This is a genomic window from Nonomuraea sp. B10E15 (assembly GCF_039871615.1).
Taxonomy (GTDB): domain Bacteria; phylum Actinomycetota; class Actinomycetes; order Streptosporangiales; family Streptosporangiaceae; genus Nonomuraea.
Genome location: NZ_JBDPMB010000002.1, coordinates 704,267 through 729,350, shown reverse-complemented (window position 1 = coordinate 729,350; position 25,084 = coordinate 704,267). Strand labels below are relative to the sequence as shown.

At 69.8% G+C, this 25,084-nt stretch carries 20 protein-coding genes; 12 read left to right on the top strand and 8 right to left on the bottom strand.

Going from position 1 to position 25,084, the window contains the following annotated elements:
• Positions 1-18: 18 nt before the first annotated feature.
• Positions 19-789 carry a protein phosphatase 2C domain-containing protein gene (locus ABGB14_RS12290; protein ID WP_347643733.1) on the bottom strand — a complete coding sequence of 257 codons (771 nt, stop codon included), beginning with the start codon at positions 787-789 and terminating at the stop codon, positions 19-21.
• A gap of 76 nt (positions 790-865) precedes the next feature.
• Here ABGB14_RS12290 and ABGB14_RS12285 point away from each other — a divergent pair, with 76 nt between their 5' ends.
• From ABGB14_RS12285 to ABGB14_RS12250, 8 genes are all read left to right on the top strand, one after another.
• Positions 866-2,794 carry an N-6 DNA methylase gene (locus tag ABGB14_RS12285; protein ID WP_347643732.1) on the top strand — a complete coding sequence of 643 codons (1,929 nt, stop codon included), beginning with the start codon at positions 866-868 and terminating at the stop codon, positions 2,792-2,794.
• A gap of 345 nt (positions 2,795-3,139) precedes the next feature.
• On the top strand, positions 3,140-4,030 hold the full coding sequence (locus tag ABGB14_RS12280) for a serine/threonine-protein kinase (RefSeq protein WP_347643731.1): 891 nt from the start codon (positions 3,140-3,142) through the stop codon (positions 4,028-4,030).
• Positions 4,031-4,195: 165 nt separating this feature from the next.
• The gene (locus tag ABGB14_RS12275; protein WP_347643730.1) at positions 4,196-5,494 is read left to right on the top strand and encodes an ABC transporter substrate-binding protein; all 1,299 of its coding nucleotides are present in this window, start codon (positions 4,196-4,198) and stop codon (positions 5,492-5,494) included.
• Positions 5,491-6,453 carry a sugar ABC transporter permease gene (locus ABGB14_RS12270; protein WP_347643729.1) on the top strand — a complete coding sequence of 321 codons (963 nt, stop codon included), beginning with the start codon at positions 5,491-5,493 and terminating at the stop codon, positions 6,451-6,453. Before ABGB14_RS12275 ends, ABGB14_RS12270 begins: the two co-directional genes overlap by 4 nt.
• Positions 6,450-7,253, top strand: coding sequence for a carbohydrate ABC transporter permease (locus tag ABGB14_RS12265; RefSeq protein ID WP_347643728.1), 804 nt, complete (start codon positions 6,450-6,452; stop codon positions 7,251-7,253). The genes ABGB14_RS12270 and ABGB14_RS12265 overlap by 4 nt, the downstream gene beginning before the upstream one ends.
• A complete protein-coding gene (locus ABGB14_RS12260) occupies positions 7,250-8,620 on the top strand; it encodes a GH1 family beta-glucosidase (RefSeq protein WP_347643727.1) in 1,371 nt (456 codons plus the stop codon). Before ABGB14_RS12265 ends, ABGB14_RS12260 begins: the two co-directional genes overlap by 4 nt.
• A gap of 35 nt (positions 8,621-8,655) precedes the next feature.
• The gene (locus tag ABGB14_RS12255; RefSeq protein ID WP_347621705.1) at positions 8,656-9,651 is read left to right on the top strand and encodes a LacI family DNA-binding transcriptional regulator; all 996 of its coding nucleotides are present in this window, start codon (positions 8,656-8,658) and stop codon (positions 9,649-9,651) included.
• A 76-nt stretch (positions 9,652-9,727) separates the two neighbouring features.
• On the top strand, positions 9,728-11,020 hold the full coding sequence (locus tag ABGB14_RS12250) for a phospholipase D-like domain-containing protein (RefSeq protein ID WP_347643726.1): 1,293 nt from the start codon (positions 9,728-9,730) through the stop codon (positions 11,018-11,020).
• On the opposite strand, the gene ABGB14_RS12245 is transcribed toward ABGB14_RS12250, so the two are convergent.
• Complete coding sequence (locus ABGB14_RS12245) at positions 11,017-11,541, bottom strand: carboxymuconolactone decarboxylase family protein (protein WP_347643725.1); 525 nt, start codon at positions 11,539-11,541, stop codon at positions 11,017-11,019. The genes ABGB14_RS12250 and ABGB14_RS12245 overlap by 4 nt on opposite strands.
• Before the next feature lie 101 nt (positions 11,542-11,642).
• Between ABGB14_RS12245 and ABGB14_RS12240 the strand changes: the two genes are divergently transcribed.
• On the top strand, positions 11,643-13,112 hold the full coding sequence (locus tag ABGB14_RS12240) for a nitrilase-related carbon-nitrogen hydrolase (RefSeq protein WP_347643724.1): 1,470 nt from the start codon (positions 11,643-11,645) through the stop codon (positions 13,110-13,112).
• Positions 13,113-13,116: 4 nt separating this feature from the next.
• Here ABGB14_RS12240 and ABGB14_RS12235 read toward each other — a convergent pair whose 3' ends face one another.
• The 5 genes from ABGB14_RS12235 to ABGB14_RS12215 form a co-directional block, all read right to left on the bottom strand.
• Positions 13,117-14,631 carry a glycoside hydrolase family 13 protein gene (locus tag ABGB14_RS12235; RefSeq protein WP_347643723.1) on the bottom strand — a complete coding sequence of 505 codons (1,515 nt, stop codon included), beginning with the start codon at positions 14,629-14,631 and terminating at the stop codon, positions 13,117-13,119.
• Positions 14,632-14,635: 4 nt separating this feature from the next.
• Positions 14,636-15,571 (bottom strand): carbohydrate ABC transporter permease, encoded by a 936-nt coding sequence (locus ABGB14_RS12230; protein WP_347643722.1) that lies wholly within the window; start codon positions 15,569-15,571, stop codon positions 14,636-14,638.
• A complete protein-coding gene (locus ABGB14_RS12225; protein ID WP_347643721.1) occupies positions 15,568-16,425 on the bottom strand; it encodes a sugar ABC transporter permease in 858 nt (285 codons plus the stop codon). Before ABGB14_RS12225 ends, ABGB14_RS12230 begins: the two co-directional genes overlap by 4 nt.
• Before the next feature lie 13 nt (positions 16,426-16,438).
• The gene (locus ABGB14_RS12220; RefSeq protein ID WP_347643720.1) at positions 16,439-17,788 is read right to left on the bottom strand and encodes an extracellular solute-binding protein; all 1,350 of its coding nucleotides are present in this window, start codon (positions 17,786-17,788) and stop codon (positions 16,439-16,441) included.
• 93 nt (positions 17,789-17,881) lie between these two features.
• Complete coding sequence (locus tag ABGB14_RS12215) at positions 17,882-18,898, bottom strand: LacI family DNA-binding transcriptional regulator (RefSeq protein ID WP_347643719.1); 1,017 nt, start codon at positions 18,896-18,898, stop codon at positions 17,882-17,884.
• 239 nt (positions 18,899-19,137) lie between these two features.
• On the opposite strand from ABGB14_RS12215, the gene ABGB14_RS12210 reads away from it, so the two are divergent.
• On the top strand, positions 19,138-22,410 hold the full coding sequence (locus ABGB14_RS12210) for a discoidin domain-containing protein (protein ID WP_347643718.1): 3,273 nt from the start codon (positions 19,138-19,140) through the stop codon (positions 22,408-22,410).
• A 15-nt stretch (positions 22,411-22,425) separates the two neighbouring features.
• On the opposite strand, the gene ABGB14_RS12205 is transcribed toward ABGB14_RS12210, so the two are convergent.
• Positions 22,426-23,301, bottom strand: coding sequence for a sugar kinase (locus ABGB14_RS12205; RefSeq protein WP_347643717.1), 876 nt, complete (start codon positions 23,299-23,301; stop codon positions 22,426-22,428).
• Between the two features lie 190 nt (positions 23,302-23,491).
• Between ABGB14_RS12205 and ABGB14_RS12200 the strand changes: the two genes are divergently transcribed.
• Both ABGB14_RS12200 and ABGB14_RS12195 read left to right on the top strand, forming a co-directional pair.
• Positions 23,492-24,223: a hypothetical protein gene (locus ABGB14_RS12200; RefSeq protein ID WP_347643716.1), complete on the top strand. Its 732-nt coding sequence runs from the start codon at positions 23,492-23,494 to the stop codon at positions 24,221-24,223.
• A 142-nt stretch (positions 24,224-24,365) separates the two neighbouring features.
• Positions 24,366-25,070: a DUF4344 domain-containing metallopeptidase gene (locus ABGB14_RS12195; RefSeq protein ID WP_347643715.1), complete on the top strand. Its 705-nt coding sequence runs from the start codon at positions 24,366-24,368 to the stop codon at positions 25,068-25,070.
• Positions 25,071-25,084: the final 14 nt, after the last annotated feature.

Below are 25,084 nucleotides of genomic sequence, written 5' to 3'. Positions count from 1 at the left end.
CGGCCTGCGCTGCGAAGATCAGGAACCTGCGCCGACGCGGTAGACGCTCACCTCTCCGGCGCCCGGCGCGACGACGTCGGCCACGATCACGGTCACGTTGTCGGGAGAGCCGCCCTCGTTGGCCAGATCTATCAACCGCTGGACGGCCGCGCCCGGGTCTGCCACCGTGGTCAGCACCTCGTGCAGGACCTCGGGCCCGAGCACGGTCGTGAGACCGTCGGAGCAGAGGAGGTAGCGATCGTCAGGCTCGGCTTCGCGCAGCGCCATGTCCGGCTCCGCCCTGCCCTCGCTGCCCAGCACCCGCAGCACCATCGAGCGCCTGGGGTGCACGGCCGCCTGGTCCTCCGTTATCCGCCCTTCGTCCACCATCGACTGCACAAGTGTGTGATCCTTGGTCATCTGGTAGAGAGCGCCGTCGCGAAGCAGATATCCGCGGGAGTCACCAAGATGAGCCAGGGCGAACCGGTAGCCGTCCCACAACATGGCGGTCACCGTGGTCCCCATCCCCCTGCGCGCGGGGTCGATGTCGGCCAGCTCGACCAGCCTGCGGGCCGCCTCGTGCACGGCGCCTTCCAGCGCCGCCTCCAGGTCGGCGCCGCTCTCGGGAAGCGTGGCATCCAGCTCCCGCATGACGGCGATCGCCGCCGAACTCGCCAGCTCACCGGCGGCATGGCCGCCCATCCCGTCAGCCACCACGAGCAACCGGCCACTCGCATAGCCGGAATCTTCGTTCTGCTCCCTGCGGCGGCCCACGTCTGATCCGGCGGCATAGCGGATGTTGTGCTTCATACCCAGCAGTAAATCATTGGTTGAAAGACTTCACAAGCAGATGCGCTGAAGACCCTTGTGAACTAATGTGGGCCCCATGAGCCACGACCCGACCGTCAACGCCGGGGACATCGCCCGGCTCGCCGGTGTCGGGCGTGCCGCGGTGAGCAACTGGCGCCGCCGCCACGACGACTTCCCCCACCCGGTCGGGGGCACCGCCAACCAGCCGCTGTTCTCGCTGCGGCAGGTCGAGTCCTGGCTGCGTCGCTACGGGAAGTCCTACCAGGTCTCCCTGGGTGATCGGGTGTGGCAACGCCTGAAAGCCGCCGGCGATTTGCGACTGGGCGAGCTGGTGGCCCAGGCCGGGGTGCTCCTGACCCGCCACGCGCAGGCCACCGCCTCCTCTCCCTCCCCCGGAACCCACGCCGGCGACGGACCCGGCCGGGACGGCGAGCGACCTCGCCCCCAAGCCGGAGACGACCCCGTTGAGAGCGCCAGAACGGTGGACGAACCGGCCGGGCTCGACCCCGAGCTGGCCGAGCTGATCCTGGAGCTGGCCGGGCAGCACGGCCCCCTGACCGCGTACGAGTTCCTGTGTGAGCGCTACCTCGAAGCGCATTCCAGGCAGCTCTCCGTCACCCGCGACGACGTGGCCGAGCTGATGCTCCGGCTCGTCGAACCGGACGGCGCCACCATCCTCGACCCCGCCTGCGGTGTCGGGACGCTGCTGCTCGCCCCCGCACGATCGGTCCACGGCCAGGACGGCGACGAGCGCAGGATGCCCGCCAGGACGCTGGGCCAGGAGCTGAGCGAGACGTCGGCGGCCATCACCGCCTCCCGGCTCCGCCTGCGCGGCATCGAGGCCACGGTCGTGGCGGGCGACTCCATGCGCCACGACGGGTTCGCCGGAGAGCGAGCCGACGCGGTGGTGTGCAGCCCGCCGTTCAACGAACGGGCCTGGGGCTACGAGGAGCTGACCGGCGACCCGCGCTGGGAGCACGGCCTGCCGCCGCGCGGCGAGCCCGAGCTGGCGTGGGTGCAGCACTGCCTCACCCATGTCAAACCGCGCGGCCTGGTCGCCATCCTCATGCCCCCGGCGGCCGCCAGCCGCAAGGCCGGCCGCCGCATCCGCGCCAACCTGCTGCGCGCGGGCGCGCTGCGGGCTGTCGTGGCGCTGCCCGGCTCCGACCTGTGGCTGCTGCGCCGCCCCGCGGCGGGCGAGCGGCCGCCGTCCGACGTGCTGATCCTCGACGCCACGGCCGACCTGTCGCTGGTCGAGCCGGCCTGGCAGGCCTATCTGGAGGACCGTTCCGACCAGACCGTACGCATCATCGACCTGCTGGCCGACGAGGTCGACATGACCCCGGCCCGCCACCAGCGGCGTGACGACGTCGGACGGGCGTTCGCCGAGGCCCGCGACCGGTTCCTGGCGGCCGCCGCCGTGCCGCCCGACCTCAAGGTCCTGGAGCAGCCGCTCGACCAGCCCGCCACCACGCTGGGCGACCTGATCAAGGAGGGCCTGGTGACCTCCGCGCAGGCCCCGCCCAAGATGGCCGCGGACGGCGGCGACATCCCGGTGCTGACCACCGACGACGTGCTCAACGGCACCTCGCCGTCCGGCCTCACCAGCACGCAGCAGGGGCTGGTCGCGATCCGCCCCGGCGACGTGGTGGCCTCCTATTCGGCGGTGCGGGTGATGGCCGACGACGGCGCGGTGCTGGGGCCCCACCTGACCCTCTACCGCGTCGACGCCGGGCGGCTCGACCCCGACTTCCTGGCCGGTTTCCTGCGGGCCGCGGGCGGCCGGGTGACGACCGGCTCCAGCAGGTTCGACGTGCGCCGCACCCGGCTGCCGCGCCTGTCGTTGCGGGAGCAGCAGGCCTACGGCGCGGCGTTCCGGCAGCTCGCCGTGCTGGAGGACACCCTGCGCGAGACCGCCGCCCTCGGACAGACGCTCATCAGGCTGGGCCTCGACGGGCTCGCCGACGGCCACCTGCACCCACCTGCTCATGGCCCCACTTCGTGAGACGGGCTCGATCACCCCATGTCGCCGCCTGCTCATGGCCTCGCTCCGCTCCCGCCGCTCCGGCAGGCGACGGCACTCCTCACAAGTTCATGGCCTCACTCCGTTCGGCGGCTCGGTCGCCAGACGCCGCCGCCTTCCCCCGTTCTGGTCGCTCCGCTCCCGCCGCTCCTCCAGGCGACGGCACTCCTCACGAGTTCATGGCCTCACTCCGTTCGGCGGCTCGGTCGCCAGACGCCGCCGCCTTCCCCCGTTCTGGTCGCTCCGCTCCCGCCACTCCTCCAGACGACGGCACTCCTCGCCGTCCTGACGGTGTAGTTTTTTCCCGATAAGGCGGCAGGAGGGCGAATGGTCATCGGCGACCGCTATGAGCTCGACGACCTGCCCCTAGGGCAGGGCGGCATGGGTGCGGTCTACGCGGGCCACGACCGCCACCTCGATCGCCGGGTCGCGGTGAAGCTGCTCAGGTTGCCCAGCGGGCCCGACGAGGAGCTGGAGCGCAGGTTCATCCGAGAGGCCCGCATCCTGGCCAGGCTGGAGCACCCCGGCGCCCCCGTGCTGTACGACTTCGGCGCCCACGATCAGCGGCTCTACCAGGTGATGCAGTTCATCGAGGGCGTCACGGTGGCCGACGTGGTCAGCGAGCACGGCCCGCTGCCCGTGCCGTGGGCGGCGGCGATCGCGGCCCAGGCGTGCGCGGTGTTGTCGGCGGCCCACGCGCTGTCGATCTGCCATCGCGACCTCAAGCCGACGAACCTCATGCTCTGCCCCGACGGCAGCGTGAAGGTGCTGGACTTCGGGCTGGCCATGCTCCGCGACGCGGACGTCACCACGTTCACGAGGATCGGCCAGATCCTGGGCACGCCGGCGTACATGGCGCCCGAGCAGATCCAGCACGGCGTCGCCGAGCCGCGCAGCGACCTCTACTCGCTCGGCTGCGTCCTGCACGAGATGCTGGCCGGACGCCAGCTCTTCACCGGTCCCACCGACTACGTGGTCTTCGAGAAGCAGGTCAAGGAGCGTCCGCCCGCCCTGCCCGGGCTGCCGGGAGAGCTGGGCGCGCTGCTGGCGCAGTTGCTGGAGAAGAAGCCGGACGACCGGCCCGCGGACGCCGAAGAGCTGTACGAGCGGCTCGACCCGTTCGCCGTCAGCCTGCCCATGTTGCCCGGCTTCCTGACGAGGGCGCCGAGCCCCGGCCGGATGTACGCCCGGATGGCCGGGCGGGTGCTCAGCGACTGATCAGACCCCGTACGACGCCTGCCGGGCACCTGTCCGGTTCGTGAGAACGCTCTCTTCATAACCCCGATTGTTACACAGAGCCCGTTGACAGAGCCGTACGAACGCCTGGAATCTCTTGAGAGAGCGCTCTCTCCACCCTTCAGCACCTACCCAGGAGGGTTTCCGATGACCCCTCGTATCCGGCGGATCGGCCTGTCCTTGCTCGCCGCGTCCGCACTCACCCTGGCGGCCGCGTGCGGCGGCGGCGGTGGCGGGGACTCCGCCGCAGAGGCGAGCGCCAACCCCGGCGAAAAGATCAAACTGACCGTCGACCTCTTCGGCGACTTCGGGTTCAAACCTCTCTACGAGGAATACAAGAAGACCCATCCCGACATCGAGATCGTCGAGAACGTCACGCAGTTCAACGACCACCACAACAACCTGGTCAAGCGGCTCGCCACGAACTCGGGCGCGGGCGACGTCACGGCCGTCGAGGTCGGCTACATCAGCACGTTCACCGCGCAGCCCGCCAAGTTCACCGACCTCAAGCAGTTCGGGCTCGACAAGCGGCAGGCCGACTACCTCGACTGGAAGTGGCAGCAGGGCCTGAGCAAGGACGGCTCGCAGGTGCTCGGGCTCGGCACCGACGTGGGCGGCCTGGCCATGTGCTACCGCAAGGACCTGTTCGAGAAGGCGGGCCTGCCGAGCGACCGCGAGGAGGTCGCGGCGCTCTGGCCGACGTGGGACGAGTACATCGCGACCGGCAAGAAGTTCGCCGCGGCCGACGTGGCCGGCGCGAAGTTCGTCGACTCCCCCGGCGAGATCTTCCGCGCCATGGTCAACCAGGCCCCCGTCGGTCTGTACGACGCCCAGGACCAGATCATCGTGGAGTCGAACCCCGACGTGAAGAAGGCCTGGGACCTGTCGAACCAGCTCACCCAGGAGGGCCTGACCGCGAAGCTGGCGGCCTTCTCCCCGCCGTGGAACACCGGTTTCGCCAAGGGCTCGTTCGCCACGATCATCTGCCCGGCCTGGATGACGGGCTTCATCCAGGAGCAGGCCAAGGACGCCTCCGGCAAGTGGGACATCGCGGCCGTGCCCGGCGGCTCGGGCAACAGCGGCGGCTCGCACCTGATGGTGCCGAAGCAGAGCGACCACCCGAAGGAGGCGGCGGAGCTGATCGACTTCCTCACCTCCAAGGAGAACCAGGCCAAGGTGTTCAAGGAGGAGGGCACGTTCCCCTCGATCCCGGCGCTCTACGACGACCCGGAGATCCAGAACTTCACCAAGCCGTTCTTCGGCGACGCCCCCATCGGCAAGATCTACTCCGACGCGGCCAAGGCGCTCAAGCCGCAGCACCTCGGCCCCAAGGAGGCTGACGTCCGGGTCGCCATCGGCAACGGGCTCGGCCGGGTCGAGCAGGGCAAGCAGACGCCGGACGAGGCGTGGGCGCAGGTGCTCGAGGACGTCAAGAAGATCAAATGAGCACTCTCCCCCTCGCGGTCACGCGACGGCGCGGGAAGGGCGTGCGGCACACCCTCGACGTGAGGGTGTCGCCGTACGCCTACGTGGCGCCGTTCTTCCTGCTGTTCTGCGCGTTCGGGCTGTTCCCGCTCATCTACACGGCCTGGGTGAGCCTGCACGAGTGGACGTTGTTGTCGGAGACCCAGACGTTCGTCGGGCTGGACAACTTCGCGACGCTGCTCGCCGACGACTACTTCTGGAACGCCACGTTCAACACGCTCTCCATCGGCGTGTTGTCGACGGTGCCGCAACTCGCGCTGGCCATCTGGCTGGCGCACCTGCTCAACCGGCGGCTGCGGTTCCAGACGTTGTTCCGGGTCTCGTTGCTGCTGCCCAACGTCACGAGCGTGGTGGCGGTGGTGGTGATCTTCAGCCAGCTTTTCGGCCGCGACTTCGGCATGATCAACTGGGTCCTGTCGTGGTTCGGTGTCGGCAGCATCGACTGGGCGGCGGGCACCGCGAGCTCGCACGTCGCCCTCTCGGTGATGATCATGTGGCGCTGGACCGGCTACAACGCGCTGATCTTCCTGGCCGCCATGCAGGCCGTGCCGCGCGAGCTGTACGAGGCCGCCACCCTCGACGGGGCGAGCAACCTCACGCAGCTGCGCAAGATCACCATCCCGATGATCCGGCCAACGATGATCTTCGTGGTCATCGTCTCCACGATCGGCGCCATGCAGATCATCGCCGAGCCCATGCTGTTCGGACAGAGCAGCGGCGGCGGGGGCGGCATCGCCACCGGCGGGCCCGACCGGCAGTTCCAGACCCTGGCGCTGTTCGTCTACGAGCAGGGCTTCGCGAACTCGACGTTCGACTTCGGCTACGCCTCGGCCGCGTCCTGGCTGATGTTCCTCGCCGTGGTGATCGTGGCCGGCATCAACTTCCTGATCACCCGCAGGGCGAAGGGAGGGCTGGTATGAGGCTGCGCTATCTGACCCTGACCGCGGTCGCCTTCTTCTCGGCGTTCCCGCTCTACTACAGCGTCGTGGTGGCCTCCCGGCACAACTCGGCGCTGGCCGAGGTGCCGCCGCCGCTGCTGCCCGGCGGCAACTTCTTCGCCAACGTCGCCCGGGTCTTCGACACCGTCCCCTTCGGGCTCGCGCTGCTCAACTCCATCATCGTGGCCGGATCGATCTCCGTCGCGGTGATGTTCTTCTCGACGCTGGCCGGGTTCGCCTTCGCCAAGCTCAGGTTCCGGGGCAGGAACGCCATGCTGGTGATCACCGTGGCGACCATGATGGTCCCGGCGCAGCTCGGCATCATCCCGCTCTACATGCTCATGGTGAAGCTGGAGTGGACCGGCACCAACTACGCGCTGATCGTGCCGGCGCTGGTCAACGCGTTCGGCGTGTTCTTCATGACGCAGTACCTCTCGCGCGCCCTGCCCACCGACCTGCTGGAGGCCGGGCGGGTGGACGGGTGCACGACGTGGGGCCTGTTCTGGCACGTCGTGTTGCCGGCGGCCCGGCCAGCGGCGGCCGTGCTCGGCATGCTGACCTTCATGTCGGCCTGGAACGACTATTTCTGGCCGCTGGTCGTGCTGAGCCCGGACAACCCGACGGTCCAGGTCGCCCTGTCGACGCTGGCCAGCGGATACGTCAACGACTACGTGCTGGGCCTGGCCGGAACGGCGATCGGCACGTTGCCACTCGTTGCCGTCTTCGCCCTGTTCGGCAAGCAAATCATCGGCGGAATCATGCAAGGAGCTGTGAAGGGATGATTTTTCCCGAGGACTTCGTCTGGGGAGCCGCCACGGCCTCGTACCAGATCGAGGGGGCGGTCAAGGAGGACGGGCGGGGCCAGTCGATCTGGGACACCTTCTCCCATACCCCCGGGAACGTGGCGGACGGCGACACCGGCGACGTGGCGTGCGACCACTATCACCGCTACCGGGACGACGTCGGGCTGATGCGCGAGCTGCGGCTGGCGGCCTACCGGTTCTCGATCGCCTGGCCGCGCATCCAGCCCGACGGCGCGGGGCCGATCAACCCGCGCGGGCTGGCGTTCTACGACAAGCTCGTCGATGAACTACTAGCCGCCGAAATTTCGCCCTACGTCACGCTTTATCACTGGGATCTCCCCCAAGCCCTCGAAGAACGCGGCGGCTGGACCCACCGCGACACGGCCTACCGGTTCGCCGACTACGCCCAGGCCGTACACGACCGGCTCGGCGACCGCGTCAGCGACTGGGCGACGCTGAACGAGCCCTGGGTGGCGGCGTTCCTCGGCTACGGCAACGGCCTGCACGCCCCGGGCCGCCGTCTCCCGGCCGACGCCATGCGTGCCGCGCACCACCTGCTGCTCGGCCACGGGCTGGCCGCGCGGCGGCTGCGCTCCGGAGGCGCGCAGAGCATCATGCTGGTGGTCAACTCGGCGCCGGTGCTCACCCCCGCCCAGGTCAACAACCCCTCCGCGGTGCCGGACGAGGTGGACGCGGCCGTCACCCACCGCATCCACACGCTGCTGACCCGGCAGTTCCTGGACCCGGCGGTGTACGGGACGTACCCCCAGGAGGTGCTGGACGCGGCGGCCCGCAACGGCGGTACCGGCCACATCGAGGACGGCGACCTCGCGCTCATCAACGCGCCGATCGACCTGGTGGGCATCAACTACTACAACCCGTGCGTGGTCGAGGCGGGCCCAGGGCTGCCCGCGGACGCCGCGTGGCCGGGTTCGGAGGACGTCAGGTTCGCCGCGGCGGACGCGCCGACGACCGCGATGGGCTGGCCCATCGTGCCGGACGGCCTGTCCAGGCTGCTCGTACGCCTCTCGCGGGACTACCCGCAGGTCGGCCTGATGGTCACCGAGAACGGCGCGGCCTTCGAGGACGTCGTGGAGGACGGGCGCGTGCGCGACGACGAGCGGGTGGCGTACCTGGACGGGCACCTGCGCGAGGTGCACCGGGCCATCGAGGCGGGCGCGGACCTGCGCGGGTATCTGGTCTGGTCGCTGCTCGACAACTTCGAGTGGGCGGAGGGGTACCGGCGGCGTTTCGGCATCGTCCATGTGGACTATGCGACACAAACCAGGACGCCCAAGGACAGCGCCCTCTGGTACCGGGACGTGATCGGCCGAAACGGCCTGTAGATTTTTTCCATGCTCTCCCTCCTGCCGGTCCAGCCATGAGACGTCCGACGCTGGAAGCGGTCGCCGCCCGGGCGGGCGTGTCGCGCGCCACCGCTTCCCGGGTCGTCAACGGGCAGACGACGGTGGCGCCGCACATCCGTGACGCCGTGCTGCGCGCGATCGACGAGCTGGGTTATGTCCCCAACTCCGCCGCGCGCAGCCTCGTCACCCAGCGCACCGACTCGATCGCCCTGGTCGTCAGCGAGCCCGGCACCCGCGTCTTCTCCGAAGACCCGATGTTCTCCACGGCGATCAGGTCGGCCTCCATGGAGCTGGAGGCGGTCAACAAGCAGGTCGTGCTCATGATGGCCTCCTCCGCCAAGAGCCACGCCCGCGTGGAGCGCTACATCTCCGGCGGCCACGTCGACGGCGTCATGCTGATCTCCATGCACGGCGCCGACCCGCTGCCGTCGGCCCTGTCTCGGTTGCGCGTCCCCGTGGTCTCCTACGGCCGGCCGGCCGTCCCCGTGGAGATCCCCTACGTCGACAACGACAACATCGGCGGCGCGGAGGCGGGGGTTCGGCACCTGGTGGAGACGGGGCGGCGCAGGATCGCCACGATCGCCGGCCCGCAGGACATGATCGGCGGCCAGGACCGCCTGACCGGCTACCGCAACGTGCTGCGCGACTCCGACCACCGCTCGATCGTCGCCGTCGGCGACTTCACGCGGGAGTCGGGGGCGGTGGCGATGCGCCAGCTCCTGCGCGACGATCCCGAGCTCGACGCCGTGTTCGTGGCCAACGACCTGATGGCGGTCGGCGCGCTGCAGTCGTTGCGCCAGGCCGGCCGGCGGGTGCCCGACGACGTCGCCGTGGTGGGCTTCGACGACATAGAGGCGGCGAAATACACCGAGCCGCCGCTGACCACGCTCCGCCATCCGGTCGCCGAGCAGGCGGCGGCCATGGTCAGGCTGCTGCTCAACCTCTTCGAGGGTGGTGCGAGCGAGCCGGTGATCCTGCCCACCGAGCTGGTGATCCGCGAGTCGGCCTGACCGCGGCCTTGACAGCTCCGACCGCTGACACGACAGTCGGTCTCGACGATCATGCCCCACCCCCGAAGGGGACCCCATGACCACGAGATCCGTCAGCCGCCGCGTCAGTGTGGCGTTATGCCTGGCCGCCTCGCTACTGGCCACCGGCCATCCGGCCGCCGCCGACCCCGCGCGGACGACGGCGGTCACCGGCCCGCCCGTCCTCGACGCGCCCGTCTTCAACGATCCCACCGCCGACTCGGACGTGCCCGGCACGCCGAGCGCCGCCCAGTCCGCCGTCATGGACCAGCTGATCAGGCTGATCCAGGCGGTGCAGCCCGGTGGCGACATCCGGTTCGTGATGCACCAGTTCTCCACCGGCCAGCGGTCGAGCGAGGTGGCGAACGCGCTGGTCGCCGCCCACGAGCGCGGCGTGCGGGTGAAGGTCATCCTCGACAGCCGCGAGGACGCCTCCAACGACGCCGTCGAGGCCCAGCTCACCTCCGCGCTCGGCACCTCGGAGAGCGCAGGCTCGTGGGTGGTGGGCTGCGAATATCCCGACCCGTCCGCCGAGAACCGCGGTTGCATCGCGCGCAACTACCAGCACAACAAGTTCGCGCTCTTCTCCAACGTGCTGGTCGGCGGCACCCTGCATCCCAAGGTCGGCTTCCAGACGTCGTCGAACCTGTCCGACTGGTACCTGTACAACTCCTACAACGACGCCTACACCTTCACCGACGCCACGGTCTATGACGGCTACCTGACCTACTTCAACGACCTGCGCGCGGGCCGGCGCACGTCGGTCGATCCCGGCTATTTCTGGACCACCCCGACCGGCACTCCCATCCGGGCGATGTTCTTCCCGCGCCGGGTGTCGTCCGGCGACCCCGTCGTCAACATCCTGCGGCTCGTCGAGTGCTCGTACCAGACCCCCGACGGCGTCACCCGGCAGACCGACATCCGCATGGCGCTCACGGCCTTCAACAAGAACCGCAAGGCCATCGCCGACGAGTTGCTGCGGCTCAGGGGCAAGAACTGCTGGATCGACATCGTCTTCTACGAGAACGCCGGCAACGCCATGGAGAACGTCGACAGCGAGATCCGGAAGATCCTTGGCACCACGGCGTCCAACGGGAAGAAGATGCAGGTCACGCCCTGCCGGTTCACCGTCGGCTCGCGCAGCGTGGTGCCGCACACCAAGCTCATGCTGCTGGACGGCTTCTACGACGACGACATCACGCCCCGCGTCTACACCGGAAGCGCGAACTTCACGTATCTGGAGAACGCCGACGACGCCTGGCTGCGGCTCTCCGGCCGCGACCTGCACGACCGGTACGAGGCCTGGTTCAAGAGCATCCGTGGAGCCTGCGGCGGCCCGCCGCCCAGTTAGACACGGAAGACGCGGAGCTGGAGCGCCAGCGTCGTGTAGTAGCCGACCAGGGTGGTCAGCTCGAACACCACGCTCTCCTCCAGCTTCGCGTATTCGTCGTCGTCGAGGTCGCCTCTGGTCACCAGGGCGCGGGCGACGTCGAGGACCGCCTGCTCGTCCTCGGGCAGTGACAGGGGCGAGCCGTCGCGCAACGCCTGGAGCTGGTCGTCGGTGAAGCCGAGGCCGCGGGCGATCGGCTCGTGGGCGGCCCGCTCGAACGCGCTGTCGTGGTGGCCGGCGACGACCAGGATCGCCAGCTCCCGCGCCCGGTCGGTGAGCGCCGAACGGTAGCGGACGGCCGCCCCCAGCTCCTGCAGCGCGTCGCCGACCGGCGGGCTGAGCAACATCGCGTTGAACGGGCCGGTCAGCCCGCCCTCCGGGTCCACCATGAACGTGCCGCGCGGGCCGGCGGTGATCTTGTCATGGAGGGCGCGGGCGTGCGGCGCCAGGTCGTGCGGGGGCGTTCTGCGCAGGCGGGCCATCAGGCGATGGTAGCGCTGCGCGGCAGGGTCGCCCGCGGCATGTTGACACCGTATACGTCGATGTTTACGGTGTATACACGCCAACGGACGGGGCAAGCTTCATGGCATCACGACTCAGGGCGCCGGCCGCACTGGTGGCCTCGGCGCTGCTGTTCTACTTCGGCACCGGCTTCGCGCCCATCCCGGCGCTGACCTGGCTGGCCCCGCTGCCGGTGTTGCTGCTGGCGCCGCGGGTGAGCGCGAGGTCGACCTTCTGCGTCGCGTTGCTGGCGTACCTGCTGGGCTTGGGCAACCAGTTCGAGTTCTTCCTGAAGACGCCGTCGGTGCCGCTGCCCATCGGGATCGCCATCGTCATCGGCTCCTCCCTGCTGTTCGGGCTGGTGGCCTGGCTGTTCCGGGCGCTCCTCCTGCGCGGGCTGCCGCTGCTCGCCGCGAGCGCGCCACCCGCCGTATGGGTGGCTTTCATGTACGTGACCGTTCTCGCCAACCCGACCGGCATCGTCTGGCCGCTCGCCACGTCGGTGGCCGACGTGCCCGTCGTGATCCAGATCGCCTCGGTGACGGGCACGTGGGGGGTGACGTTCTTCGTGCTCATGGTGCCGGCCGCCATCGCGGCGGTGGCCTGGCCGGGAGCGGTCCCGAGGGCGCGGCTGCGCACCGGTGTCGCAGGGGTGGCGGCGTGCGCCGTCGTGCTCGGCTTCGGGGTGCTGCGCCTGGCCGACGCGGGCGGACCCGTCGCGCAGCGGGTGGTGGTCATGTCGGCGAGCCGCTTCCAGTGGGCCCCCGACGCGGCCGGCCCGGGAGGCCAGGCCCTGATCAAGGACTACGCGGCCAGGATCGCGGCGCTGCCGGAGGGCACGATGGCCGTGCTGCCGGAGGGCGCTCTGGGCACCGACGAGGACAGCCTGCCCGGCGCGCTCCAGCCGCTGCGCGCGGTCGCCCGCGAGCGAGGCGTCGACGTGGTGGTCGGGATCGTGCACACGACCCCGGAGATCAAGTACAACTACTCCGTGCACCTCCCGGCCGACGGGTCCGCGCCGGTCTCCTACACGAAGTGGCACTTCGCCCCCGGGGCGCCCTTCCGCCGCGGTGACGCGCTGGTCTTCGCGCACGGCCACGGGCGCGACGTCGGCCTGGCCAACTGCATGGACCTCAACTTCCCCACGCCGATCCGCGGCTACGCCCTGGCGGGGGCGCGCCTGCTGGCGACGCCGGCCGCCGACGAGTTCGGCAACGGCCGGCAGCACAGCCGCAACGCGTTGCTGCGCGGCGTCGAGAACGGGCTCTCGGTGGCGTGGGCGGCCCAGCAGGGCACGCCGATGATCTCCGACCCGTGGGGACGCGTGCTCGCCGAGACCGACACAGAAACGAGCAGCAGCCCGTTCGTCATGGCCGCCGCCGGCGTGCCCGAAGGGCCGGGCACCACCGTCTACGCCCGTTTCGGCGACTGGTTCGCCTGGTTGTGCCTGGCGCTCGCGGCGGCCGGCGGGTTGCGGCTCCTCAGGCGCGGGCGATCCGCACCCGAGACGGCCGGGACCCGCCGGGCCGTCCACACCGCGCACAGCGCGTGAGCGGTCAGCTCGCGGTCAGCCAGACCGTGGTGTCCGAGGGCAGCGCGCCGTCCTCCAGCGGCCCGCTGGCCAGGACGACCTCGCCGGCGGGCCTCGGCACCGGGTAAGGGCCCAGGTTGGTGACGCTGGTCAGGCCCGACTCGCGGGTGAAGGCCAGCACGTTCTCCCCCAGCGGAAGCCACGTCATGGTGCCGTCGCCCAGCCGGTCGCGCCGGATGGCCAGGGCCGCCCTGTAGAGGGTGAGCATCGACCCCGGATCCGTGCGCTGGGCCTGCGCGGTGAGCTTGCGCCAGCTCTCCGGCTGCGGCAACCAGGGCGTGCCGGTCCCGAAGCCGTACGGCGGCTCGTCGCCCGACCAGGGCAGCGGCACCCGGCAGCCGTCACGGCCCGGGTTGGCGCCGCCCGACCTGGCGAACATCGGGTCCTGGCGGAGCTCGTCAGGAAGGTTCTCCACCTCCGGCAGGCCCAGCTCATCGCCCTGGTAGACGTAGACCGACCCGGGCAGCGCCATCGACAGCAGGGCCGCCGCCCGCGCCCGCCGGTAGCCCAGCTCCGGGTCCGACGGGGTTCCGTGCAGGCGCCCGCCGTGCTCGAACGCGGTGTCGGCGCGGCCGTAGCGGGTGACGGGCCTGGTCACGTCGTGGTTGGACAACACCCACGTGGGCGGGGCGCCGATCGGGGTGTGGGTGGCCAGCGTCAGATCGATGACCCGGCGCAGCTCGGCCGGGTCCCACGGGCATGACAGGAAGCCGAAGTTGAAAGCCGTGTGCAGCTCGTCGGGGCGCAGGTAGCGGGCGAACCGCTCCTGGTCGGGCAGCCAGACCTCGCCGATCAGGACGCGCTCGCCGTACTCGTCGGCCACCTCGCGCCACCGGCGGTAGACGTCGTGGACCTCGTCGAGGTCCTCGTAGCCGGTGTCCGACTTGTACAGCAGGGCCGCCGAGTCGATGCGGAAACCGTCGACGCCGCGCTCGAACCAGAACCGCAGCACGTCCTCGAACTCCCGGTGCACCTCCGGGTTGGCCCAGTTGAAGTCGGGCTGCTCGGGGGCGAACAGGTGCAGGTACCACTGCCCGTCGGGCACCTGGGTCCAGGCGGAGCCGCCGAAGATGGACTGCCAGTCGTTCACGGGCTCGTCGCTGAACCAGAACCGGTCCCTGGCCGCCGGGTTCGCCAGCGCCTCCTGGAACCAGGCGCTCTGCGTCGAGCTGTGGTTCGGCACCACGTCGATGATGACCTTGATGTCCAGCTCGTGCGCCTCGGCGATGAACCGCTCCGCCTCGGCGAGCGTGCCGAAGTCCGGCTCGATGTCCCGGTAGTCGGCCACGTCGTAGCCGCCGTCGGCCATCGGCGACGGATACCACGGGTTCAGCCAGATGGCGTCGATCCCCAGGTCCTTCAGGTACGGCAGGCGGGCGCGCAGGCCGGCGAGGTCACCCACGCCGTCGCCGTTGCCGTCGGCGAAGCTACGCAGGTAGACCTGGTAGATCGCGGCTCCCCGCCACCACGTTTGCGACATGCGCTCATCCCTTGATGCTTCCGGCGGTGAGTCCCGCCATGATGTGCCGTTGGAAGATGAAGAAAACGATGATCATGGGGATGCCGGCGATGACCAGGCCTCCCATGACCTGGTTCTGCGTCACCGCTCCCGCCGTCTGTGACAGGCCCACGCTGATGGTCATCTTGTCGCTGTCGGTCATGACCAGCAGCGGCAGGACGAAGTCCTTGAACGCGGCGACGATCGTGAAGATGGAGACCACGCCGAGGATCGGCCTGGAGACCGGCAGCACGACCGACCACAACACTCGCAAGGGGCCGGCGCCGTCGATCTGCGCCGCCTCGATCAGCTCGCGGGGAATGGAGTCGAAGAACCGTTTGAGCAGGAAGATGTTGAAGCCGTTGGCCGCCGCGGGGAACCACAGGCCCCACGGGTTGTTGAGCAGCCCCAGGTCCACGATCGTGACGTAGAGCGGGATGAGGATCACCATCGGCGGGATCATCAGCGTGGCCAGCATGGCGCCGAGGATCACGTTGCCGAGGACCGGCCGCAGCTTCGACAGCGCGTACGCGGCCGTGACGTCCACCGCCATGGAGAACAACCAGGCGCCCAGCGCGTAGTAGACGGTGTTGGCCAGCAGCGTGCCGATGTCGAACAGGTCCCACGCCTCGGCGAACGCGTCGGTCGTCGGGCGGGCCGGGAAGAGCGACGGAGGCATCTCGGCGATCTCCTCCGGCGTCTTCATGGCGCCGGTGACCATCCAGTAGAGCGGGAAGACGAAGGCCAGCGTGAACAGCACGATGACCGCGGCCAGCACCAGCCAGTAGATCCGCCGCCCCCACCTGCTGTTGAGCTGGTGCGGCGAGACGATCGTGCGGAACTGCACGTGGATGGGTCTCGGCGCGCGCGCCTTCCTGGCCCGGCGTCGTGCGGCGGGCCGGACGTCCGTTGCGGAGGTCATGCCTGGTCCTCCCTGGTCGTCCGGAGCTGGAAGGCCGCGAAGACGAGGAGGGCCAGCATGAGCATCATGCCGAGCGCCCCCGCCTGGCCGTAGTTCATCTGCGAGAAGGCGAACTGGTACATCAGGTACGCCACCGAGACCGTGGCGTTCTCCGGCCCGCCGCCGGTGAGCATGTACGGCTCGATGAAGACCTGCATGGTGGCCACGATCTGCAACATCAGCATGAGGAGGAGGATCAGCCGGGTCTGCGGGATGGTGACGTGCCTGATGCGCTTGAGGATGCCGGCCCCGTCGAGCTCGGCGGCCTCGTACAGCTCGGGCGGGATGTTCTGCAGGGCGGCGAGATAGATCAGCGTCGCGCTGCCCATGTTCATCCACGTCGAGACGAGCACCAGCGAGATCAGCGCCGTGGACGAGCTGTCGAGCCAGGCCAGCGGCGGCAGGCCGGCGGCGCCGAGGATCTGGTTGAACAGCCCGGGCCCCGGATCGTAGAACCACCGGAACAGCAGCACCGCGACGATGGGCGGCAACATGACCGGCAGGTAGACGACGAACCGCAGGTAGGCCCGGGCGTGGCGCAGTTCGTTCAGCACGAGCGCGACGACGAACGGCACGGCATAGCCGCACAACAGCGCGAGGAGGGTGAACTCCATGGTGTTCAGCCAGGCCTCGCCGAAGGCGGGGTCCTGGACGGCCGCGGTGAAGTTGTCCAGGCCCACCCATTCGGGCGGGTTGATCAGGTCGGTCTTCTGGAAGCTCAGCACGAACTCCCTGACCATCGGATACCAGGCGAACACCGCGAAGCAGGCCAGCGCCGCGCACAGGAACCCGTAGGCCGTCAGATTGCGCCTCACGATTCCCACAGGGTCAGCCCTTGGCCGCCAGCAGGGAGTTCGCCTTGGTCTCGGCGTCGGCGAGGAGCTGGTCGATGCCGGCGTCCTCGCGGCTCAGCACGCCCGACATGGGCACGTCGAGGATGGCGTACAGCTCCTGCGCGTGCACCGGCTCGGCCTTCGGCGGGATCGTGGCGGCGGCCCGCACGTACGGGTCGTAGTTCTCGACCGGCAGCGAGGCGTTCTTCACGCGGTCGGCCTGGATCGCCTTGCCGGTGGGCGAGTCGCCGTAGACGTCGTTGTCGGGCACGCCGACCGGGTTGCCGAGGGCCTTGCCCCGGGCGAAGTCGAAGCGGCCCTTGCCGACGGTGTTGAAGCGGAAGTCGAGCCAGGCCAGGCCCGCCTTGGCCTCCTCAGGGGTGGCCTTCGGGTTGATCATGAACGCTTCGCCGCCGCTGAGCGACGCCTTGGCCTCGGGGAAGCCGGTGATGCCGTAGTCGGCGACGTTGCCCTTGAACTTGTTGACCACGTCGGTGACCACGTCGGGCGCCCCGAGCATCATGCCCACCTTGCCGCTGCCCATCGCCATCATCAGCGACTCCCAGCCGACCAGGAGCTTGTTGCCCATGCTGTCGTCCACCCAGCGCATGTCGTGCAGGGTCTGCAGCACGGCCTTGCCCTCGGGGGAGTTGAAGGCGGCCTTCGTGTTGTCGGGGGTCAGGATGCTGCCGCCGCGGCCGTAGATCGCCTGGGTGAAGTGCCAGCCTCCGGTGTTGCCGCCGGAGTATTCGCCGTAGCCGACGTAGCCCTGGCCGAGGGCGGCGATCTTCTTGGCCGCCTCGCGGACCTCGGCCCACGTCGTGGGCGGGCTGTTCGGGTCGAGCCCCGCCTTGGCGAACAGGGCGCGGTTGTAGACGAGTCCGACGCCGTAGTGGACGTTCGGGACGCCGTACACCTTGCCGTCCTTGGTGACCAGGTCGCGGACGTCGGGGCGCAGGTCGTTCCAGTTCTTGATCGTGCTGGTGTACGGGGTGATGTCGAGCGCCTGGCCCTTGCCGATGACGTCGGCGTAGTTGGTCACGGGCACCACGAAGACGGTCTCCATCTGGCCGCCGGCCATCTTGGGGCCGAACGTCTTGGGGTCGAAGCACGGCTGCTGGTCCGTGCTCTTGACCGTGACCCGGGGGTGGTTCTTCATGAACGTGGCCACGTCGTCATCCCAGGCCTGCCGCTCCTTCGGCGCCGACTTGGCGGGCTGGCAGGCCACCGTGATCGTCACGGCCTCGGCGCCGCCGGCGGAAGGGGAGGCTGGCTCGCCCGAGCCGCAGGCCGTGGCCGCGAGCCCGAGCACGGTTGCGAGCAGGAGTCCGGTGGATCTCTGCATGGTCTGACCCTTCTGATGCGAGGTGCCCACACCATAGGATCGCCAACCGAAGTCCGCAATATTTCGACGGACTATTGCAAGATAACGACTACGTCACGAGCGAGCTCGCGTCAACGGCGCCTTGCCGGGAGCGCGGGCCGTGGAGGCCCTGACCACGAGCTCGGGCTCGAACAGCAGCTCGTCCGCGGGCACGACCGCCTTGTCGATCTGCGCGACCAGCAGGTCCACCGCGGCCCTGCCCATGGCGTCGATCGGCTGGCGGACCGTCGTCAGCGGCGGCTCGGTGCAGTTCATCAGCGCCGAGTCGTCGAAGCCGATGACCGAGACGTCCGCCGGCACGGCGAGCCCGGCGCGGCGGGCCGCCCTGACGGTGCCGAGCGCGAGCAGGTCGCTGGCGCAGACCACGCCGGTGACGCCGCGCCTGACCAGCCGGGCCGCGGCGGCGTGCCCGCCCTCCAGCGAGAACATCGTGTGCTCGACCAGCTCGGGATCGCCACCCTCCGACAGGAACGTCTCCAGCTTGCGCCGCGACGGCATGTGGTCCTTCGGCCCGAGCACCATGCCGATCCGCTCGTGGCCGAGCGCGCGCAGGTGGGCGACGGCCATCCCGGCGGCCACCACGTCGTCGCAGGACACCTGCGGGAAGTCGAGCCGGGCCACGGCCGCGTTCACCAGCACGGTGGGCAGCTTGCGCTCGTGCAGCAGCTCGTAGTGCCCGTGCGCGGCGTCGGCCTGTGCGTAGAGCCCGCCGGCGAAGACCACGCCGCTGACCTGCTGCTGGAGCAGCAGGTCGACGTAGTCGGCCTCGGAGACGCCGCCGACCGTGCGCGTGCACAACACCGAAGTGAAGCCCTGCTGGGCCAGGGCGCCGCCGACCACCTCGGCGAAGGCGGGGAAGATCGGGTTCTGCAGCTCGGGGAGCACCAGGCCGACCAGCCTGGCCCGGTCGCCGCGCAGCTGGGTGGGGCGTTCGTAGCCGAGGACGTCGAGGGCGGTGAGCACCGCCTCGCGGGTCGCGTCGGACACCCCCGGCTTGCCGTTGAGCACGCGGCTCACGGTCGCCTCGCTCACCCCGACCTTCTTGGCCACCTCTGCGAGTCGTCGTGTCATGCGCAAACTATACGGCCTGGAACGCAAGCGCTTGCAACGGCTTACGTGAATCCGGCGCGGCCGCTTGCAGTGGACGCACGGCGCCCTTCGATGACCCGGGCAAGCCCTGACCAGCGAGGAGAGCCTTGGAAGCCATCGCGAGACCCGGTCAATTCCTTGCGAAATGTCGTCGGAATATTGCGGCTATCTGCTTGTCATCCTATGGTTCGGCCAACCGCCTGACCCGAAGGGCCACCCCCATGAGAGCACTCATCGCCGCCCTCGCGTTACTCACCGGACTCCTCGCCGCCCCCGCGCACGCCGCGGCCGACACCGACCTCGCCGCCGGGAAGACCGCCACCGCCAGCAGCCACGCCGACGTCTACCGCGCCGCCAACGCGACCGACGGCGACCAGGCCACCTACTGGGAGTCGGCCAACCACGCCTTCCCGCAGTGGATCCAGGTCGATCTCGGCGCCGCCGCCGACATCAGCAGGCTCGTGCTCAAGCTGCCCGCCGGCTGGCCCCGCCGCACCCAGACGCTGACCGTCCAGGGCAGCGCCGACGGCACGGCCTTCACCACGCTCGCCGACTCGGCCACGTACACCTTCGAGCCCACCGCGACGATCACCCTCACCGAGGCCAGAACCCGCCACGTCCGGCTGGCGTTCACCGCCAACACCGGCTGGCCGGCCGGGCAACTGTCCGAGTTCGAGATCTGGGGCAGCCGCCCCGACGGGCCCGGCGACCCCGGCGACGGCGCCAACCTGGCCCTCGGAAAGCCCGTCGAGGGCTCCTCCCACACCCACACCTACGTCGCCGCCAACGCCAACGACGACGACCTGAGCACGTACTGGGAGGGCGCCGCCTACCCCGGCACGCTCACCGTGAAGCTCGGCGCCGACACCGACCTGAGCTCCGTCACGCTCAAGCTCGACCCCGCCCAGGCGTGGGCCAGGCGTACGCAGGCCATCCAGGTCCTCGGCCGCGCGCAGGGCGCCACCGGCTTCACCAGCCTCGTCTCCCAGGCCACCTACACCTTCGACCCGGCCACCGGGAACGAGGTCACCATCCCCGTGACCGGCAGGGCCGCCGACGTCCGGCTCAGGATCACCGCCAACTCCGGCGCGCCCGGCGGCCAGATCGCCGAGTTCCAGATCTTCGGCGCGCCCGCGCCCAACCCCGACCTGACCGTGTCGGGCCTCACCTCCTCGCCCGCGTCGCCGGTCGAGACCGACGACGTCACGCTCTCGGCCACGGTCGGGAACGCCGGCACCGAACGCTCCGCCGCGACCACGGTCAACTTCTACGTGGGCGACGACAAGGCCGGCAGCGCCGACGTGGCCGCGCTGGCCGCGGGGGCGTCGGCCACCGTGTCCGCGGACATCGGGGCGCGTACGGCCGGCCCCCACGAGCTGTCCGCCAGGGTGGACGAGGACGGCGAGGTCACCGAGCAGGACGAAACCAACAACGCCACGACCGGCACGTTGACCGTGAAACCCGCCGACACGGCCGACCTGGTCGCCTCCCCCGTCTCCTGGACGCCGGGCAACCCGCCCGCGGGCGCCACCGTGACGTTCACCGTGGCGATCAGGAACCAGGGCACGGTCGCCTCCGGCGGCGGCTCCCACGGCGTCACGCTCACCGTCGCCGACGGCTCGGGCGACGTCGTCAGGACGCTGGCCGGCTCCGTGACCGGCGTGATCGCCCCCGGCGCCACCACCGCCCCGGTCAACCTCGGCACCTGGACCGCGGCCGACGGGAGGTACACCGTCAAGACCGTGCTCGCCGCCGACCCCGAAGAACTGCCGGTCCGGCGCGACAACAACACCAGCACGCTGCCGCTGTTCGTGGGCCGCGGCGCGAACATGCCGTACGACACCTACGAGGCCGAGGACGCCGTGCTCGGCGGCGGCGCCACCCGCGTCGGCCCGAGCAGGGAGATCGGCACGACCGCCGGCGAGGCGTCGGGGCGGCGCGCGGTGACGCTGGACAGGACCGGCGCCTACGTCGAGTTCACCACCAAGGCGCCGGCCAACACCCTCGTCACCCGCTTCTCCATCCCCGACGCCCCGGGCGGCGGCGGCATCGACTCGACGCTCAACGTCTACGTCGACGGGACGTTCCACAAGGCCATCGACCTGACCTCCCGCTACGCCTGGCTCTACGGCCCCGAGGCGAGTCCCGGCAACGATCCCGGCTCGGGCCCGCCCCGGCACATCTACGACGAGGCGAACCTGATGCTCGACGCCACCGTGCCGGCGGGCAGCAAGATCAGGCTGCAGAAGGACGCGGCCAACGGCTCCACGTACGCGATCGACTTCGTGGACCTCGAGCGGGTGGCCCCGGTCGCCAACCCCGACCCGGACGCGTACGCCGTGCCGGCCGGCTTCTCCCACCAGGACGTGCAGAACGCGCTGGACAAGGCCCGCATGGACGCCGGCCTGACCGGCGTCTACCTGCCCGCGGGCGACTACCAGACCTCCGGCAAGTTCCAGGTGTACGGCAAGGCGATCGAGATCGTCGGCGCCGGCCCGTGGTTCACCAGGTTCCACGCGCCCTCGGGGCAGTCCAACACCGACATCGGCTTCCGGGCCGACGCCACGGCCAACGGCACGACGTTCGCGAACTTCGCCTACTTCGGCAACTACACCTCGCGCATCGACGGCCCCGGCAAGGTGTTCGACTTCACGAACGTGGCGAACATGACGATCGACAACATCTGGGTCGAGCACCAGATCTGCATGTACTGGGGCTCCAACACCGACGACATGACGATCAGGAACTCGCGCATCCGCAACGTGTTCGCCGACGGCCTGAACATGACCAACGGCAGCACCGGCAACCACGTCACCGACGTCGAGACGCGGTCCACGGGCGACGACAGCTTCGCGCTGTTCTCCGCGACCGACAACAACGCGGGCGAGCAGCACGGCAACGTCTACGAGAACCTGACCTCGCTGCTCACCTGGCGGGCCGCGGGCGTGGCCGTCTACGGCGGCTACGGCAACACGTTCAGGAACATCCACGTGGCCGACACGCTGGTGTACTCCGGCGTCACGATCAGCTCGCTGGACTTCGGCATCCCGATGCACGGGTTCGGGGCCGACCCGCCCACGGTCTTCGAGAACATCTCGCTGGTCAGGGCAGGCGGGCACTTCTGGGGACAGCAGACGTTCCCGGCGATGTGGCTGTTCTCCGCGTCCAAGAAGTTCCAGGGCATCCGCGTCAGCAACCTGGACATCGTGGACCCGACGTACAGCGGGATCATGTTCCAGACCGGCTACCAGGGTCCGGCGCCGCTCAACCCGATCGAGGACACGGTCTTCACGAACGTGTCCATCAGCGGGGCGAAGAAGAGCGGTGACGCCTTCGACGCCAAGTCCGGGTTCGGCATCTGGGTTAACGAGCTGCCCGAGCCCGGTCAGGGCCCGGCGGTCGGATCGGCCACGTTCAACGGCCTGCGCTTCTCCGGCAACGCCCAGGACGTCAAGAACACGACCTCGACCTTCACTCTGGACATCGATCCCTGATAGCGCCTTCCACCGTCAGGTGAGGTCGGATCTGGTGGGCAGGCCCTGCCAGTCGCTCGCGCTGGTCACCGCGGCGGCGCTCAGCAGCGCCCCGCGGTGCAGGCGTTCCTGGGGGATGAGGCCGTCGAGCGCGGCGCTGATGTAACCCGCGGTGAAGGCCTCCCCCGCCCCTGACGTGTCCACGACGGGCACCTGCCAGCCGGGAACGTCGTACCGCATGCGGTCGGCCCGTACGCTCGCGCCCTTCGCCCCGCGGTCCACCACGACCTCGCGCTCGGGCGTGAGCGCGGGCTTGACCAGATCGAGCTCGTCCTGGCGGAGGAAGAGCAGGTGGGAGCGGCAGGCCAGCTCGCCGAGCACCTCCTCGGCCTCGCGTACGGACGCCCACAGGTCGGGGACGTACTCGACGGAGAAGGAGATCATCACGTCGGCGTTCCTGGCGGCGTTCACGGCGACCCGCACGGCTTCGCGGGTGTCCCTGCCGAGGCCGGCCGTCAGGCCGGTGACGTGCAACATCTTGGCCGCGGCGATCCGGTCGATGGGCACGTTGCCCGGCGCCAGCCGCGAGCCCGCCGAGCCGGCGCGGTACTGGGCCGCCCTCGGCTCGCGGCCGACGCGCGTCTCCCTGAGGAGCAGCCCCGTGCGCAACCCCTCGGACACGCGCATGTCCAGCACGTCCACGCCCTCGCCCCTGAGCACGGTGAGCGCCCTGGCGCCCAGCTCGTCGTCGCCCACCTTGCCGAGGTACGCGGACCGGTGCCCGAGCCGGGCCAGGGCGATCGCCAGGGTGAACTCGGGCCCGCAGACGTCCAGCCTGGCCTCGCTCTCGTGGCGTACGCGGCCGCTGGAGACGACGCCCAGCGGCTCGCCCAGGGTGTAGACGTCGGTCATGACCTCAAACTGTAGTGGCTCAAGTCACCCAAACAGTCTTTTTTCTCGCATAAGCGCAGGTTAAAGCGTGATCAAAAATTTTCTCGAAACTTGGGCCAACCTTTTCCCGAACGGGTGCCTCTAAGCAGTAGAGGAGCCGGCGCCCCGGGCCGGTTCTGAAGTCAATACGGGGAGAGGAATCAGCACCCTCATGAAGAAGATCACAGCAGGACTCATTTCCGCCGTCGCCGGCGGCACCATGCTCGTGTCCGGCGCGGGCGTGGCGTCGGCCACCACCTACGACACCGAGCTTCGGATCCGCGACATCTCGCCGAACCCCGTCGTGGTCAAGGGCAACTCCGAGACCAAGGCGTTCTTCGACGTCGGCGCCAGCCGCGACGTCGAGAAGGTCGTGCTCAGCGTGGAGCCGGCCAGCTCCAAGTTCCGCACCATGCGCACCAAGGGCGTCGACGACCTCGAGGGCTGGCGCTACGCCATCGCCTTCAACAAGAACGACCCCGAGGGCAAGTGGAAGGCCACGGCCGTCGCCTACAACGAGGACGGCAGGCGGATCGCCACCGACTCCGCGTACTTCTACGTGGACATCCGCAAGGGCCGGGCCGACACCAGGATCACCCGGTTCAACGCGTCCCCGTACAAGGTGCGCAAGGGCCGGTCGATCTACTTCTCCGGCAAGCTCCAGGCCGACGACCACCGGTGGGAGGGCGTCCGCGGCGAGCGGGTCAGCATCTACCACCGCGCCAGTGGCTCCAGCGCCTGGAAGTGGGTCGACTCCGCCAGGACCGGGCGGGACGGCAAGTTCTACGGCAAGACGCGCGCCTACCGCAGCGGCAGCTTCAAGGCCGTCTACCGCGGTGACCGCGAGCTCGAGCCGACCACGAGCCGCACGGACTACGTGCGGGTCTACAGCTGGCGCCGCTAGTTCATCCACCTGAGGCCCGGTCCCCTGTCGGGGGGACCGGGCCTCAGGCTTTCCGGATTCGTGCACGATCCGAGGTTTATCGATCACGCGAATGTTGCATGGAGTACCCCATTGCGTTGATCGACCTCGAAGGAGCCGCCGGATGCCGCATCCCGTGATCGCCCTCGTCCTGAGCATGACGAGCACGCTCGGGACGGCCCCTCCATCCGAAGTGTCCGTACGCTACGACCCCGCCGGCTCGCCGCGCGCCGAGCAGGCCAGGAAGCTCCTGAAGGACAGCGGCGCGCTGAAGACCAAGATCCGGGTTCCCCGGCCCGTCAAGGTCGTGGCCAAGGACTGCGGCTCGCCCAGGGCCATCTGGGATCACGCCGAGCGCCGCATGACGATCTGCTACCAGCTGGTCGACAAGGTGCGCACGACGATGAAGGGCATCGCGGAGACCGAGGAGGTCGACGCGAAAGACGCGGCCGCCCGCATGGACGGCGCGCTGAGCATGCTCTTCCACCACCAGCTCGGCCACGCCCTGACCACGCTGAACGGCATGCCGGACAGCGAAGGCCAGGCCGACCAGTTCGCCGCGCTCACGCTCGCGGCCGACGCGCCCAAGCGCGTGGTGTCCGCCGCCGAGGCCCGCCACCTGCTGGCCGGGCACACCGGCGTCGACCACCTGTCAGGCCTGACACAGTCGGCCACGTTCGCCTGCCTGTTGTACGGCTCCGACCCCGGCAAGCACGCCGAGATCGCCAGGGGCGGCTGGGTCCCCGCCGAGCGGGCGCCCTCCTGCGCCGACGAATACGCCCGTGTCAGGACGGCCCTCGGCTCCATGGCGGTGAAAGCCGGCACCTGACGGGTAGCGTCCGG

What these genes read in the sequence shown, in the direction of transcription:
- ABGB14_RS12200 (WP_347643716.1), top strand. Translation starts at nt 23,492, where the DNA reads ATGAAGAAGATCACAGCAGGACTCATTTCCGCCGTCGCCGGCGGCACC.
- ABGB14_RS12195 (WP_347643715.1), top strand. Translation starts at nt 24,366, where the DNA reads ATGCCGCATCCCGTGATCGCCCTCGTCCTGAGCATGACGAGCACGCTC.
- ABGB14_RS12215 (WP_347643719.1), bottom strand. Translation starts at nt 18,898, where the DNA reads ATGACACGACGACTCGCAGAGGTGGCCAAGAAGGTCGGGGTGAGCGAG.
- ABGB14_RS12255 (WP_347621705.1), top strand. Translation starts at nt 8,656, where the DNA reads ATGAGACGTCCGACGCTGGAAGCGGTCGCCGCCCGGGCGGGCGTGTCG.
- ABGB14_RS12205 (WP_347643717.1), bottom strand. Translation starts at nt 23,301, where the DNA reads ATGACCGACGTCTACACCCTGGGCGAGCCGCTGGGCGTCGTCTCCAGC.
- ABGB14_RS12230 (WP_347643722.1), bottom strand. Translation starts at nt 15,571, where the DNA reads ATGACCTCCGCAACGGACGTCCGGCCCGCCGCACGACGCCGGGCCAGG.
- ABGB14_RS12240 (WP_347643724.1), top strand. Translation starts at nt 11,643, where the DNA reads ATGGCATCACGACTCAGGGCGCCGGCCGCACTGGTGGCCTCGGCGCTG.
- ABGB14_RS12265 (WP_347643728.1), top strand. Translation starts at nt 6,450, where the DNA reads ATGAGGCTGCGCTATCTGACCCTGACCGCGGTCGCCTTCTTCTCGGCG.
- ABGB14_RS12235 (WP_347643723.1), bottom strand. Translation starts at nt 14,631, where the DNA reads ATGTCGCAAACGTGGTGGCGGGGAGCCGCGATCTACCAGGTCTACCTG.
- ABGB14_RS12245 (WP_347643725.1), bottom strand. Translation starts at nt 11,541, where the DNA reads ATGGCCCGCCTGCGCAGAACGCCCCCGCACGACCTGGCGCCGCACGCC.
- ABGB14_RS12210 (WP_347643718.1), top strand. Translation starts at nt 19,138, where the DNA reads ATGAGAGCACTCATCGCCGCCCTCGCGTTACTCACCGGACTCCTCGCC.
- ABGB14_RS12285 (WP_347643732.1), top strand. Translation starts at nt 866, where the DNA reads ATGAGCCACGACCCGACCGTCAACGCCGGGGACATCGCCCGGCTCGCC.
- ABGB14_RS12250 (WP_347643726.1), top strand. Translation starts at nt 9,728, where the DNA reads ATGACCACGAGATCCGTCAGCCGCCGCGTCAGTGTGGCGTTATGCCTG.
- ABGB14_RS12260 (WP_347643727.1), top strand. Translation starts at nt 7,250, where the DNA reads ATGATTTTTCCCGAGGACTTCGTCTGGGGAGCCGCCACGGCCTCGTAC.
- ABGB14_RS12220 (WP_347643720.1), bottom strand. Translation starts at nt 17,788, where the DNA reads ATGCAGAGATCCACCGGACTCCTGCTCGCAACCGTGCTCGGGCTCGCG.
- ABGB14_RS12280 (WP_347643731.1), top strand. Translation starts at nt 3,140, where the DNA reads ATGGTCATCGGCGACCGCTATGAGCTCGACGACCTGCCCCTAGGGCAG.
- ABGB14_RS12275 (WP_347643730.1), top strand. Translation starts at nt 4,196, where the DNA reads ATGACCCCTCGTATCCGGCGGATCGGCCTGTCCTTGCTCGCCGCGTCC.
- ABGB14_RS12270 (WP_347643729.1), top strand. Translation starts at nt 5,491, where the DNA reads ATGAGCACTCTCCCCCTCGCGGTCACGCGACGGCGCGGGAAGGGCGTG.
- ABGB14_RS12290 (WP_347643733.1), bottom strand. Translation starts at nt 789, where the DNA reads ATGAAGCACAACATCCGCTATGCCGCCGGATCAGACGTGGGCCGCCGC.